The organism is Novosphingobium sp. BL-S-19, from assembly GCF_055521675.1.
Window position 1 is genome coordinate 1,722,082 of the sequence record NZ_CM145498.1, and the last position, 13,548, is coordinate 1,735,629.

The window sequence follows — 13,548 nt, forward strand, 5'->3', positions numbered from 1 at the left end:
CCCATGCGCTTCAAACGCAGCGTCCAGCTCTATGGGCGAACCCCGCTTCCCGAAACGCCCTTCCAGCGGGCCGCGCAGCTTTGGGACGATCGGATCGGCTCCGCCCGCGTCCAAGCGCGCAATTGGCGGATCTTGGCCTTCGGTTGCCTCGGCCTGTGCTGTGGGATGGCGGGCGGCCTCATCTGGCAGTCGCTTCAGAGCCGGGTGGTGCCTTACGTCGTTGCAGTCGACCGGCTCGGTGAACCCCGTGCGGTCAGCGAGGCGGAAGCCAGCTATCAGCCGACCGATCCGCAGATCGCCTGGGCTCTCTCCAAGTTCATCGGTCATGTCCGGGGGATTTCGCTCGATCCGGTAATCATGCGCGATGGCTGGCTCGAGGCCTACGACTTCTCGACGCAGCGCGGCAGCCGCTTTCTCAGCGAATACGCGCGGGCGTCCGGCGCGCTGACAGGGCTCGGCGAGCGCACGGTCTCGGTCCAGGTGACCAGCGTTGTCCGGGCTTCGGACAAAAGCTTTCAGGTCAAATGGATCGAGAGTCTTTTCGAGCGCGGCAGCGCGGCCGGCACCAGCCACTGGACCGCGATCCTGACCGTCGTCCAGCAGGCGCCGCGCGATAGTGAGACGCTGCGGAAGAACCCGCTGGGCATCTATGTCGATGCCATCGACTGGAGCCGGGAACTCGAAACGTCCGCACCGACCACTGCAGTTCTACCAGCAAGTCCAGCGGCGAACGAGGCCGCGTCAGAGGCGCCCGCACTTCCCGATCCCGACCAAACCAAGGAGGTACTGCCATGAAGACTTCGCTACTGGCTGCGGCTGCCTTTGCCGTGGGCGTTCATCCGGCGGATTTGCCGGCGCGGGCGAAGCTGCCGACCAGCGGCATGAGCCGCTCCAGCGTCGAGCCATCGCCGAATGCCTGGGTCAATGCCCGGCAGGTCTATCTCTGGTCCGATGGCACTGTGTACCACGCCTATACCCAGCCCGGCATGATCACTGACATCGCGCTGCAGCCGGGTGAGGGGCTTGTCGCGGTTGCGGCCGGTGACACCGCGCGCTGGGTGATCGGCGATACCTCCAGCGGAAGCGGCGAGGACAAGCGCACGCATGTCATGGTGAAGCCGTTCAGCACCGGGCTCGTTGCCAACCTCGTCATCACTACCGATCGGCGCACCTACCATCTGCTGCTGACCAGTCGGCCGAGCGCGGGAATGTCTGCACTGTCGTGGAATTATCCGCTCGATGAACTCGTCGCGATCAAGGCCGCGCAGGCTGCTGCGGAGGCGGCAAAGCCGATTGCCGCCGGCCTGGGTGTCGACCAGCTCTACTTTGGCTACGTGATTACCGGCGATACGCCGACCTGGAGGCCGGTGCGGGCTTTCGATGATGGCCGGCAGACCTTTATCGAGTTTCCAGAATCGATCGGCGTCGATGAAGCGCCGCCGCTTTTTCTGATCGGTGCTGATGGCGCGGCCGAGCTGGTCAACTACCGCATGAAGGGGCGCTTCTATGTGATCGACCGCATCTTCAGCGTCGCCGAGCTTCGGCTTGGGGCAAAGAAGCAACAGATAGTGCGCATCACTCGAGGCGGCGAGGGGAGGGCGCGGTGATGAGCGAGGATCTGGAAGCAGGCGATGCCGCACAGGTTTTGCGCCCCATAGTGATCTCGCAGGAGATGCAGGCCGAGCCGGCAGAGGTTCGGACGTCAGGGCCGAAGCTCGATCCCGAGACGCTGGCAATCCGCGCCCGCACGCCGCGTGTTACCCGCTTCCGCAAGGAAGTGATTATCGGCGGGAGTGTTCTGGCTGCGATCGCAATTGTCGGTGTGGCGTGGATTGCGCTGAAGCCGAGGATCATGGGGCACGTCGTGGCAGACAGCATGATGTCCCAGCCGGATCGGAAGCCTTCAGACGATGCGCTGGCCGGGCTCCCCAAGAGCTATGGGGATGTGAGGAAGCTAGGCCCGCCGCTGCCCGGAGATCTTGGACGACCGATCCTGAAGGCGCAGCAGCGCCAGTTGGCGGACGCAGGTATTGCTCCGATCGCCGCTTCGCGCGTCGACGAAGCTCAGCAACGACAGGCTGCGGAGCTCAAGGCAGCGAGGCAATCCTCGCTGCTCATTCAGGGCGCGGGCGTAGCAGCTGGCACACCATCCGTTGCCGCCACGACTGCGCCGGAGGCTTCAATCGGCCTTGGACAGACAGCGAATGGCGAAACATCGAGTTCGGCGGCGGACCGCAAAACCCAATTCGCGGAGAAGCTCGACGAGCGCGGTGATGTGAACCCGCACAATCTCGCGGGTCCAGCTTCCCCGTACATGCTGATGGCGGGCAGCGTCATTGCGGCGAGTCTCGTCACGGGCGTGAATTCCGATGTGCCAGGGATGGTCATTGCGCAGGTCACGCAGAACGTCTTCGACAGCGCGAGCGGTCAGACCCTGCTCATTCCGCAAGGGTCAAGGCTGATTGGCAAGTATGACAGCGTCGTGGCCTATGGGCAGAGCCGGGCACTGGTCATCTGGCAGCGCCTTGTGATGCCCGATGGCAAGTCGGTTCGGCTCGATAACATGCCGGCGGCTGATCCGTCAGGCTACTCTGGGCTCTCGGACCGGGTGAATTACCATACCGGGCGGCTGCTCAAGGGCGTGGCGTTTGCAACACTTCTGGGCGTCGGCACCGAGCTCTCGATTACCGGCGAGAGCGATCTGGTGCAGGCGATCCGGGAGTCCGCACAGACCAGCGTGTCTCGAGCGGGGGATCAGATCACCCAGCGCAATCTCGATGTTCAGCCAACCATCGATATTCGACCGGGTGCGCCTGTGCGACTCTTGGTGCGGCAGGACTTGGTGCTGGCGCCCTGGAAAGGGGAGGGTGGCCGATGAGCACAATCAAGCTGGCGAAGTTGCCGGACAAGACGCCGGTCAAACTGGCGATCATGGTCGCGCCCGAACTTCACCACAGCTTGCAGCAGTATGCGAAAGTCTATGCGGCCGCCTACGGGGACGAGGTTCAGATACCGGAATTGATACCTGCAATATTAATGGCTTTCCTCAATGCGGACCGCGGTTTTCAGCGGCTGAGAGGTCGGAGTTGAACGGGTTAGAGTTTGCGAGGCTGGCCCAGGTCAGCAACGGGGAGGGGGGCAACACAAACCATCCCGAAAGAATTCTACGGCTTTCTGCTGTGCTTGAACGCACGGGTCTGACTCGCTCGACGCTCTACAGGAAAATTCAGGCCGGCACGTTTCCACGTCAGGTTCGCATCGCCGACCGTTGCACGGGTTGGCGCGAAAGCGCCATCACAGGGTGGCTCAATGATCCGCTGTCGTACTGGGATGGCGAGCCCTGAAGGCGTCGAACGTTGCGTATGAGGGGTTAAGGGAAATTCGGTGGTCGATGAATGATCTCCCTGTCGCCGCTGGTTTCCAGAGCATCTGAGCGACTGCGATTGGGACATTGTGCTCGGTCCGGTTTGGGGAGCCAAGCTTAAGAAAGCTGACGCCTACAGTGCACATCTCGCCAGGATCGCTTCGCCCGCAATCGCCCGCAGTCCCGTCGTTCAACGCTGTCGACCATCATCCTTACAGCGGCCATTCGAATCGAATGTCAAAGTGGGAGAGAAATCGTCGAAAGGAGGAAAGCCGATCAACCGGTATAATCAATGGCATGGCTCATTTTTAGCGATATTGTCTTTAAATCTACGCCATAATAATATTACATCCCCCCAGAAAATTGCAGAATAATAAAATATTTTATTGAAATTCGAAAAATCAACACCACTTTATTGATATCGCTGCCTCCCCATTTCGAGCAAAGCGCGACTGAGAGTTTGTTGCTCCCGCTCAAGCGGTGAAGCTCATGTCACACAGACCGTTTAGAAAATCACGTTCTTTTTCCGCGTTTGCCTCGGCGGCGAAGGAAGCTGAGAAACGTCAAAATCCTCCCACACAGGAAGAACCAATGCCGTCGGATTTCGGGGAAGGCGGAGCCAATGCGAAACCACGCGAGGTCACGACGCTGGAACGGCGAGTACTCGCTCACGAACGCATCCTCCAGGCTCTGATCGGTCACCTCGCCGACGATGATCCGATTATTTTCGAACAGCTCAACGCAACGTTCGGGTCTGGGCACGATCTTGGAGTGTACGAGCAGGATTACGTCTCAACCGCCCATTTCTGCGAACACTTCCTCGGAGCAATCGAGGAACAGATTTCGGCTCGAAGGGCGCAAAAGGCCCGACATATTTCTGCCTCCATTGCCAAGAAGAGCCAAACCATAGGGAATTCTGGCCTAAATGAGGACATGATGGACAGGGCCCAACGCCAAGAGTGGGAGAACGAAGGTGGTGCATTGACCATTCCGCTCACCCCCTTGAGGCCGGCTTACTTTCAGATTTTCCGCGCAGAAATGGTCATGCTGACGTCGACCCAGTTTGCGGGTGGCGATTGGCAGTGGCAGCTTCATGCCAGCACTGGCGCACTAATAGCAGGAGGCTACGGATTTCTTACGAAGGCAGACTGCCTGAAGGCGGTTCGGTTTGTGCAAGATCGAAGCCAAAGCGCCAAAATCCTCATCGATTAGAGTTCTAGCACCTCAAACCTGATCGTTTTGCAAGGGCACGCCGCCGCAGCCAGCACCTGTAAGGCACGGTTCGACGCGCGAACCCTAACGCGATCAGGCGATGTTCCGTAGCCGGCGCAAGACGGCCATGTATGACAAATGACTATCGTACATTTTCTGACGTCGCTTGATAAATCCAAGCCCTGCTTCGGATCATGTTCCACTCCATGCGCAAGGTGCAGTCGTTTCGATGTTCCTCAGCTGCGCTAAAACTTTGATCGCTGCATCCCTGGGGATGCTCGGCGCCCCCTAGATGGCGAACGCTTTTCTCGATCTCGTTGCTATCACTGCAAAATCCTCAAACCGGCAACACGAGTTGTGATTCAAGTACAGCTCCGTCCTGCGGCCAAACCATAGAGCCAAATCGCCGGCTCGATTCATGCGTTACAAAGTGACAGAATCGGAAAGCCTATCACGTTTCAATGGCAATCAATGAATGATGATCCCCATTTCATTGCGCCCGTGAGGACATCCTCCTTGCTGATGACGAAGTCATAATCTCCTTCGCGCGTATCACGATTTCGGACTTCTCGCAGAGCAGCATCAAGATTGTCGAAGATCGAGAATGTGAACGATTGCCTGCCTTTCCGCCCAGTGGTCGGGCGCAAGGTGCAAGCAATGGTCAGCGCCTCAGAATCGACCAACACCAAGCCTGAACCATTGCTACTTGTGAGACCGAACCCCCACCCCCGACTTCCCACTTGCCACGGTGCGCGGCGCGTGAATTTAAATTGCATTGCCCCTCCATGCCGAAATTGATTGTGCACAAATGTTAATTCAGCGATCCAACCTAGGAAAATGCCGAATTTTCTTTGGATCATGAGTTTCATAAATGACGTATTCGTGGGACTGTTCGCAGCCCTTCGATTTCAGGCTGCAGCGCTATTTTGCCGAGGTCGCAATTCTGCACATTGGATGCCCGCCATCAGGCTGTTCAACGTACCTAGCCAAGGAAAGCCGCCATCTGACTGTGAAGCCACAATAGACCAGCGGGCAGAGGGTTGGGTAACCCGCTGGCCTATTTCGAAGCCACCAACCGGCTTCGCCCCACCCATTCACGCCGCTCGACACTTACTGTACTGAATTTCGGTGTATTCAGTCGATTATACATACTTCAACCTGCACGATATTAATTTATCTAGAGGCAAGAGCGTATACTGGCTTGGAGGCAAGTCTGAATCAGTATTATATGGATAAAATATCGCAACTGTCCGAGGTCGACGATTTGGATACCGCGAACGCTTCCCGCTAGAAACGCTTAACAAAAACGGTTCGCGCATCATATGATTTACGATCATGACGATCGAAGTGGTTGCAATTCACATCTTTGATGATGGTTGTGCGGCGTGCCACGGGTTATGTCCAACGATATTTGGTAGACTAATATCAACAAGAAACATCAATGATGTCAGATCACAATAAAAACCCTATTTCACCCATGCCGCAGATCATCCGGTCTGCAGTAGATGCTTGAACATTCTGATTTCGTATCTGCCGGAATCTGGCGGTCATGGTGATTTTATCGATTGAACGCCTGCACATAGGCCGCTCTCCCCCTACTATCCGCGCGCTCCGCGATAAGCGGGAAGAGCGTTCCTGTTGTTTTATCTATAACTTTAATCAATAATATTGAACAATATGAATTTCGAATGCCATGTGGGATTGTGCCGGATGAACAATCGCTTCATCGACAAACTACGCGGATTTGCGTCACTCAATGACGAGGATATCGATCTCCTCCAGGAAGCGACTTCGCACCCTCAGAGTATCGCAGCGAAAAAAGATCTGATCCGTGAAGGGGACCGGCCCGGACCCGTGTTCATCGTGCTCGAGGGGTGGGCGTTTCGTTACAAGATTCTACCGAATGGCGCACGGCAGGTCTTGGCATTTCTGATGCCTGGCGACTCCTGCGACCTTCACGTTGGGCTTCTTGCACACATGGACCACAGTATCCAAACGATCGAACGCGCCTCGGTGGCCACCATTGACCGCGAGCACATGGACAGACTTATGGATGAGCGGCCAAACATTGCCAGAGCGATGTACTTGTCGCAGCTTGTTGATGAGGGCACGATGCGGGCTTGGATAACAAGCATGGGCCGGCGGACGAGTATCGAGCGCGTCGCACATTTGATGTGTGAGCTATATCTACGCGCTCGTAATATTGGACTTGCCCCAAACCCTAAGCTCACGCTTCCGCTGTCACAAGTTTTGTTGGCCGATTCGCTGGGAATGACGCCAGTTCACCTCAATCGGGTGCTCAAGGAATTGCGTCTCGCCGGCGCAATGTCACTTGAGAGAGGCAGTCTATGCATCGAGGATCCTGGCAAATTGGTAGAGATTGCGGGCTTTGACGAAAATTACCTCCATAGACGATTGCGCCAAAAGGCGTAGCGCTAGGCCGGTAAATCGTGCCGAAGGCTGTCCGAAATTTTCCTGAGAAGCAAGATCGCCTCAGAATCTTCGTAAGCTGATTGCCCGTGCTGTAGCGAAATCTCAATGCCTGCGTCGATCGCTACTTCCACAATTTCGACTGCCTGCTCAACGTCAATGACTGATCGGGCAATCAAGCCATGGATTAGGCTTTCCACAAGCAAGACTGCTGCGTGGGCAACACCATTCTGGCTAACACCATTACAGTGAGCGGCCACATCCGACTTTGCTGCTGGAATTTCGCTCACAACTCCACTCCGCCAGGCGAAAGCACTAAGTCCTTCAGCCGCCGGAGCCTGAATGGAAGTGGCCGACGATCCTTCACCCTACCAATTTTTTCAAAAATTCCCACAACCTATATTAACAATTGTGCATAAAATTTGATCATCTCCAAAGGCGGCACGGCCGTAGCCCTGAAAATACGCTACTTTTGGCGGGCGGACGTTAGCAAAATGCCGGCCAGTTCAAGCGGCGGCGAGGCCTCACCCAGTGGGGGCCATGATTGACCTATGCGATCTCCAATATTGTAATTGAACGAGTATCTCGCGCAGACGAGTTGGATACTCGCCAGAACGCACGTCTTCGCGTTTCCGTTAAAGGACAGTGTTGGCTAAATGTGCACACCCCGGCCATTCAAGGAATGGCCGGGGTGTGCGCTCCCTTGTGTCTTAAAGGCTCCGTGGGGGGGGAGCTTCAGCCGTGCGAAGCGGAGGCCCTCATGGCGACAGGAGCGAAATGTTTATAACATACATTAACATAAAGCAAACATGTCATTTATCAATTCAACGGTATATATCCAAATTGTGAATCACTAAATATCAGTACTTTGCTTTGATTGACCTAAAGATATATGGGATACGAATCCACTGTGCAGACCGGCACCGTCAATAATCTGACGCTGCGGTAAAATTCTGAATGATGGATTTGAACCGGTATACGCAGTGATTTCTGGAAATTCTTGACATTTTGCGGCCGCAGCGGCGCGCAAGCCGATTTGAGGCCACCTCGTACGGCAGCATTCAATTGCCATTTTGGGAGGCATCGAGCGGTGCGTCACGCTGTCGGCTGACCACGGAGACAGTCACGTTGTATAATGTGGCGACCCATGGTTGAGAAAAATCAGGTTTCTCCGTAATTCCGGAGATATTGTTCCATTGCACTTCGGCCCTTTGTTGAGAGCTGAAGGTAAACTTTCCTGCGATCCGCAGGGTCGTCTCTACGCTCGACAAGATCAGCATTCAGCAAGATGGTTATCCACCTCAACGCCGTCGTAGATGGAACAGCAGACGCGATGCAAGCCGACGTAACTGAAATTTGGCGCCCCTTGCACTCCGAGATGAAGAGATCGAGTAGGATATCCCAAGATGGTTCGCCAAATATTCCGGCGTAAATAATATGATCGCGTTTCCGTCTGCTCGTGTAAATTCTCTCTGCGATACCGCCAAGATCACTGGCTGGCTTACCGTGATTGCACTGCTTGCCGACAAATCCTTGCCAATCCTTAACTAACTCCGCGAGTCTGTCGCCGAGCTGGGAAAGCCCTGCCGAAATGCAGTTCTCGTCGCCGACCGTAAAAGCTTCTGATCTTTCCGGCGATTCTGGATTTTCTAACGGACTCAACGCCATCCGCCCCCCCTATTGCTGCACACGCGAGGTGCACGAAGTCAGTCGCGGGTTACGAGAATGATTCATAGAGGGAATGATAAACTGCTACAGAAAATTAATATGAATCAACAACAATTATCTAATATCGGTCTCCCAGCTTCTTGAATTTGCGTCACGGTCGACTGTTTTATCAGTCATATAAACGCGTAATTTCAAAGGCATAAAGTGAGTTGGGGGCAAATTTGCTCACGCATCCGCTCAGACGGTTGTGCTCCCCGACCTCAGCAATGGCAGCTATCTTACGTTTTAATCCGCAACCGGTCGGGCAGGGCCGGCCAATCTTGAGCATGGAAGATGAGAAAGCGGACGGGCGGCAACTGGGAACGGAAAATCGGCGGCTGCGTGTCCGTGAAGGGTCGGTCACGAAACCGCACGCCGACCCGATCGAATGCCAGCTATCTCGTTCCGCGTCTTCGAAACTGTCGTTCTGGACAGTCCAACATCCCAGCCACTCGGAGGCGCTTTGAATCTGGAGAACATCGCCTACTTTGGCGGTGCCAAGACCAGGGTCGAAGATCAGCTGTTTTGGCCCAGGCAGTGCGCAGAATCGAAATCCCAACGGCGGTGCTCCTAGACTGACCCTCACAAGGTCCCAACACGCCTGCAAGTCGGCCTTAGAACGGTGGCTCCCGCATAAACCCTTATCACGCTCAACGCCTTGACGAGAGCCCAGGGGCTTTCCATCTGACCGGGGCAAATCTGAACCATGCGAGCCAAGGATACGATGACGACAGATTCCGCTATCGCCTCTGAAACCCGCGCCTTCGAGGCGGATGTCTCCAAGCTGCTGCACATGATGGTCCATTCGGTCTATTCGGACCGGGACGTATTCCTGCGCGAGCTGATCTCGAATGCCGCCGATGCGTGCGAGAAGCTGCGCTATGAAGCGATTGGCGATCCGTCGCTTTTAGGCGACGATCCGCAGCCGAAAATCACCATCACACTGGACAAGGATGCCGGCACGCTGACCGTGGCGGACAACGGCATCGGCATGACCGCTGCCGATATGGGCGAAACGCTCGGCACCATCGCCCGTTCCGGGACCAAGGCTTTCATGGACAGGCTCTCCGCGGACAAGAACGGAGAAGGCCAGCAGCTAATCGGTCAGTTCGGCGTCGGTTTCTATTCGGCGTTCATGGTGGCGGGCAAAGTCGACGTCGTGTCGCGGCGAGCGGGTGAAAGTGATGCATCCAGCTGGTCGTCCGATGGACTTGGCACGTACACAATTGCGCCCGTAGATCCAGCGCAAGCACCTGCCCGCGGGACCAAAGTCACTCTCCATCTTCTTGATGACGCGAAAAGCTATGCGGAGCGCTACAACCTCGAGCGGATCGTCAAGGCCCAATCGGGCCATGTACCCGTCCCCATTTTCATCGAGGAAGCCGGAAGCGACGAGGAAGCTCGGCAACTCGCGGACGGCTTGGCGCTGTGGACCAAGCCGAAGTCGGACATCAGCGAGGAAGATTACACCGACTTCTATCGCAGCGTGGCGGGCCAGTTCGATAAGCCCGCCCTGACGCTCCATTACCGGGCAGAGGGGCGGCATGAGTATTCGGTGCTGACTTTCATTCCGGAGAGCAAGCCATTCGATCTGTTCGATCCCGATCGCAGCGGGCGCATTAAGCTTTACGTCCGGCGCGTGTTCATCACCGATGAGGCGGAGATCCTGCCGCGCTATCTGCGCTTCGTGCGCGGCCTCGTCGATTCCGCGGACCTGCCGCTCAATATGTCGCGCGAGATGATCCAGGACAGCCCCGTCCTTTCGGCAATCCAGAAGGGCGTGAGTAACCGCGTTCTTTCCGAGCTGGAGAAGCTCGCCGACGCCGAGCCCGAACGCTTTGCGGCGATCTGGGAAAACTTCGGGGCCGTGCTGAAGGAAGGTCTCTACGAAGACTTTGCACGGCGCGAGACCCTGCTCGGCCTTACCCGCTTCAAGACCACGATCTCGAACAGTGAGTGGCGCTCGCTCAAGGATTACGTTTCCGCACTGAAGGAAAACCAGACGGCAATCTACTATGCGACCGGTACCGACCTCGAACGGATCGCCGATTCCCCGCAGCTTGAGGGTTTCAAGGCACGCGGCATCGAAGTACTGCTGCTACCCGACCAGATCGACAACTTCTGGACGTCGATGGGCGCGGAATACGAAGGCAAGCCGTTCAAGTCGGTTACACAGGGTGCGGCCGATCTCAGCCTCATTCCCCTGGCGGAAGGTCGCGAGCCAGCCAAGGCCGCCGAGGATGTGACCGGGTTCATTGATTTCGCAAAGGAAGCCCTGGCAGATCATGTCTCCGACGTTCGGATTTCAGACCGCCTGACCACGAGCGCGGTTTGCATTGTCGCCCCCGACAACGCGATGGACCTCCAGCTCGAGAAGATGCTGGCGTCCGCCGGCCGTGCACCGGAGCGGGCGAAGCCTGTTCTGGAAGTCAATGCCGGGCACACGTTGATCGGGAAGCTGGCGCAGAGCAGTGCCACGAACGATGAACGGCGCGACCTTTCGTTTCTTCTCCTCGACGAAGCCCGGATCGCCGAGGGCGAAGCACCGGCCGACCCGCGGGGATTCGTGGAGCGGCTTGAGCGCTTGATGGCCAAATCTCTATAAGGCCAGCGAGGGGAGCCGCTTGGCTCCCCTCCGTCTTGCCACGCTCATCAACCAAGAAGCTTGGTGACTGAGGGTACTGTGGCTGCGCGAGGTTACTTCCGCGTCTTCGTCAGCCGCGTAAAACTTCGTCGTATATAGAACGACAGATCGATTGGCCATTGACGCCCTGGCACCAGGGAACGCGTCTCGCACGCATGCCGATAATAACGATTCTGCATGTCCCGATAATCCAACGGCCGGCGGATTGCGATCCACAAGCCCGACTTCCGGCCTATAAGGGTGGCCAACCACCTCAAATATCGGCTGATCAAGGTGCGCGGCCCGCCGACTGATCATTCGCACCGCTTTGCGCTACCAGTGCCGAGCAATCCGAGTGCTAGGAAATGTACTTTCTCGTTCGTTCCGCTTCGCGATGGGAGCGAAATCTGACGCTAATTTCGGTGTCGGATCGACGGATCACGGAACATGGCGGTTCGAGCAGCCCAAGGGCGACGCCGCGTGAGAACCGCGTGAGTTCGGTGCTCGTCAGCGCATAGAGAGTCAGGTCCGAGGGATCAATCTGTCTCATCCTCTTGATCGTGTCCCAGGACGTGGTGTAGCTGAAGGCTGAGGTGGTCACCGTGATTTTCGGGTAGGTTTGGGTTGCGAAGCTCAAACTTGACGGAAGGAATCACGATGACCGATCCGATGATGCACTTGCGTTCGCTGGTAGAGAAGACCCCGGATGCAGATATTCTGCGCGAGATGATCTCGTTTGCCGCCGAGCGGCTGATGGAGATGGAAGTCGGCAACCTGACCGGTGCCGGCCATGGCGAGAAATCTGCGGCGAGGCTGGTCCAGCGCAACGGCTACCGCGAGCGCGACTGGCAGACGCGAGCAGGGACGGTCGAACTGCGCATCCCCAAGCTCAGGAAGGGAAGCTACTTCCCCGGCTTCCTCGAACCCCGTCGCATGGCCGAGCGGGCGCTGACCGCGGTGATCCAGGAAGCGTATATCCAGGGCATCTCCACCCGCTCGGTAGATGACCTGGTGAAGGCGCTGGGTATGGATGGGATCTCGAAAAGCCAGGTCAGCCGGCTTTGCGAGGAACTCGACGAGAAAGTCGGTGCCTTCCTCGAACGCCCAATCGAAGGCGACTGGCCGTACCTATGGATTGACGCCACCTACGTGAAAGTGCGGCAGAACGGGCGTATCGTCTCGGTGGCGGTGATCGTCGCGGTGGGCGTCAACAGCGATGGCCGCCGCGAGGTGCTAGGTATGGATATCGGTCCTTCCGAGGCCGAGCCGTTCTGGACCGCTTTCCTGCGCAAACTGACGCGCCGAGGACTGCGTGGCGTCAAGCTGGTCATCTCCGATGCGCACGAAGGCATTAAGGCGGCGGTCTCCAAGCTGCTGTGCGCGACCTGGCAGCGCTGCCGCGTCCACTTCATGCGCAATGCACTCGCCCATGCCGGCAAGAGCGGCAGGCGCGTGGTCTCCGCGTTCATCGCCACCGCCTTCGCCCAGGAAACCCCAGAAGCTGCGAGCCAGCAGTGGCGCTCGATCGCCGACCAAGTGCGGCCCAAACTGCCCAAGCTAGCCACGCTGATGGACGACGCTGAGCCCGATGTGTTGGCCTACATGACATTCCCGCGCGAGCATCGCGCCAAACTACACAGCACAAACCCCATCGAGCGCCTCAATGGCGAAATCAAACGGCGGACCGAGGTCGTTGGGATCTTCCCAAACGAAGCCGCCATCACCCGTCTCGTCGGAGCCATCCTCATGGAACAGTCCGACGAATGGGCCGTCCAGCGCGCACGTTACATGACGCTTGAAACGATGGCCCCGCTCAGCGACAATCCTATTGTCATGCTGTCGGCAGTACCTGGCTCATGATCGGCTCAGGCTGAAGCCGAAAAGCAAGGTGGTCCAGAAAAGCTACACCACCTCTGGGGACACGATCATCCTCTTTGTCTCCACTCTGTCGCGCAAAGCCTCGGAAAAGCATACGGAGCCGTCCCGGTCGGCTCTTCCCCTCGCATCACAAATCCTTTGCACCGTTGTCCAGGCTGCTTCTCCTTTGCCGTATCAGAGATCACCGTTTCGGTGGATTAGAGCTGCAAGTCCTTCGCTGCCCCCGATGGAAGCCGTTGCGCCCTGGCGTGGCGGGATCGGTCGCGAGTGGCACTCTGGCCTGTCGCCGCCGCTAAGGAAATTGGGAAAGACGCGACACCGACAGGCCAGCAAC

12 protein-coding genes are annotated in these 13,548 nt (G+C 57.2%); 9 read left to right on the forward strand and 3 right to left on the reverse strand.

The genetic code is table 11. The features are described 5' to 3' along the window. Nucleotides 1-3 precede the first annotated feature (3 nt). From trbF to ACZ1JV_RS16335, 6 genes are all read left to right on the forward strand, one after another. Nucleotides 4-795, forward strand: coding sequence for a conjugal transfer protein TrbF (gene trbF, locus ACZ1JV_RS16310; RefSeq protein ID WP_465152380.1), 792 nt, complete (start codon nt 4-6; stop codon nt 793-795). After that, on the forward strand, nt 792-1,607 hold the full coding sequence (gene trbG / locus ACZ1JV_RS16315; protein WP_465152381.1) for a P-type conjugative transfer protein TrbG: 816 nt from the start codon (nt 792-794) through the stop codon (nt 1,605-1,607). Before trbF ends, trbG begins: the two co-directional genes overlap by 4 nt. Beyond that, on the forward strand, nt 1,607-2,878 hold the full coding sequence (locus ACZ1JV_RS16320) for a TraB/TrbI/VirB10 family type IV secretion system protein (protein WP_465152382.1): 1,272 nt from the start codon (nt 1,607-1,609) through the stop codon (nt 2,876-2,878). The genes trbG and ACZ1JV_RS16320 overlap by 1 nt, the downstream gene beginning before the upstream one ends. Further along, a complete protein-coding gene (locus ACZ1JV_RS16325) occupies nt 2,875-3,090 on the forward strand; it encodes a DUF2274 domain-containing protein (RefSeq protein ID WP_465152383.1) in 216 nt (71 codons plus the stop codon). The genes ACZ1JV_RS16320 and ACZ1JV_RS16325 overlap by 4 nt, the downstream gene beginning before the upstream one ends. After that, entirely contained in the window at nt 3,087-3,344 is a 258-nt protein-coding gene (locus tag ACZ1JV_RS16330; protein WP_465152384.1) for a helix-turn-helix transcriptional regulator, read from the forward strand. The genes ACZ1JV_RS16325 and ACZ1JV_RS16330 overlap by 4 nt, the downstream gene beginning before the upstream one ends. 509 nt (nt 3,345-3,853) lie before the next feature. Next, nucleotides 3,854-4,576, forward strand: a complete 723-nt coding sequence (locus tag ACZ1JV_RS16335) for a YegP family protein (protein WP_465152385.1) — start codon at nt 3,854-3,856, stop codon at nt 4,574-4,576. A gap of 458 nt (nt 4,577-5,034) precedes the next feature. Here ACZ1JV_RS16335 and ACZ1JV_RS16340 read toward each other — a convergent pair whose 3' ends face one another. Continuing rightward, a complete protein-coding gene (locus ACZ1JV_RS16340) occupies nt 5,035-5,445 on the reverse strand; it encodes a hypothetical protein (RefSeq protein WP_465152386.1) in 411 nt (136 codons plus the stop codon). Nucleotides 5,446-6,286: 841 nt separating this feature from the next. Here ACZ1JV_RS16340 and ACZ1JV_RS16345 point away from each other — a divergent pair. Further along, entirely contained in the window at nt 6,287-7,009 is a 723-nt protein-coding gene (locus tag ACZ1JV_RS16345; protein ID WP_465152387.1) for a Crp/Fnr family transcriptional regulator, read from the forward strand. A 2-nt stretch (nt 7,010-7,011) separates the two neighbouring features. Here ACZ1JV_RS16345 and ACZ1JV_RS16350 read toward each other — a convergent pair whose 3' ends face one another. Both ACZ1JV_RS16350 and ACZ1JV_RS16355 read right to left on the reverse strand, forming a co-directional pair. After that, entirely contained in the window at nt 7,012-7,296 is a 285-nt protein-coding gene (locus ACZ1JV_RS16350) for a hypothetical protein (protein WP_465152388.1), read from the reverse strand. 871 nt (nt 7,297-8,167) lie between these two features. After that, nucleotides 8,168-8,674, reverse strand: coding sequence for a hypothetical protein (locus ACZ1JV_RS16355; protein WP_465152389.1), 507 nt, complete (start codon nt 8,672-8,674; stop codon nt 8,168-8,170). A gap of 763 nt (nt 8,675-9,437) precedes the next feature. Here ACZ1JV_RS16355 and htpG point away from each other — a divergent pair. Both htpG and ACZ1JV_RS16365 read left to right on the forward strand, forming a co-directional pair. Then, entirely contained in the window at nt 9,438-11,318 is a 1,881-nt protein-coding gene (htpG, locus tag ACZ1JV_RS16360; RefSeq protein WP_465152390.1) for a molecular chaperone HtpG, read from the forward strand. Between the two features lie 675 nt (nt 11,319-11,993). Next, nucleotides 11,994-13,196 carry an IS256 family transposase gene (locus tag ACZ1JV_RS16365; protein WP_465149753.1) on the forward strand — a complete coding sequence of 401 codons (1,203 nt, stop codon included), beginning with the start codon at nt 11,994-11,996 and terminating at the stop codon, nt 13,194-13,196. Nucleotides 13,197-13,548 lie beyond the last annotated feature (352 nt).

Coding starts and splice junctions, on each gene's coding strand:
- trbF (WP_465152380.1), top strand. CDS start 4: ATGCGCTTCAAACGCAGCGTCCAGCTCTATGGGCGAACCCCGCTTCCC.
- trbG (WP_465152381.1), top strand. CDS start 792: ATGAAGACTTCGCTACTGGCTGCGGCTGCCTTTGCCGTGGGCGTTCAT.
- ACZ1JV_RS16320 (WP_465152382.1), top strand. CDS start 1,607: ATGAGCGAGGATCTGGAAGCAGGCGATGCCGCACAGGTTTTGCGCCCC.
- ACZ1JV_RS16325 (WP_465152383.1), top strand. CDS start 2,875: ATGAGCACAATCAAGCTGGCGAAGTTGCCGGACAAGACGCCGGTCAAA.
- ACZ1JV_RS16335 (WP_465152385.1), top strand. CDS start 3,854: ATGTCACACAGACCGTTTAGAAAATCACGTTCTTTTTCCGCGTTTGCC.
- ACZ1JV_RS16340 (WP_465152386.1), bottom strand. CDS start 5,445: ATGAAACTCATGATCCAAAGAAAATTCGGCATTTTCCTAGGTTGGATC.
- ACZ1JV_RS16345 (WP_465152387.1), top strand. CDS start 6,287: ATGAACAATCGCTTCATCGACAAACTACGCGGATTTGCGTCACTCAAT.
- ACZ1JV_RS16355 (WP_465152389.1), bottom strand. CDS start 8,674: ATGGCGTTGAGTCCGTTAGAAAATCCAGAATCGCCGGAAAGATCAGAA.
- htpG (WP_465152390.1), top strand. CDS start 9,438: ATGACGACAGATTCCGCTATCGCCTCTGAAACCCGCGCCTTCGAGGCG.
- ACZ1JV_RS16365 (WP_465149753.1), top strand. CDS start 11,994: ATGACCGATCCGATGATGCACTTGCGTTCGCTGGTAGAGAAGACCCCG.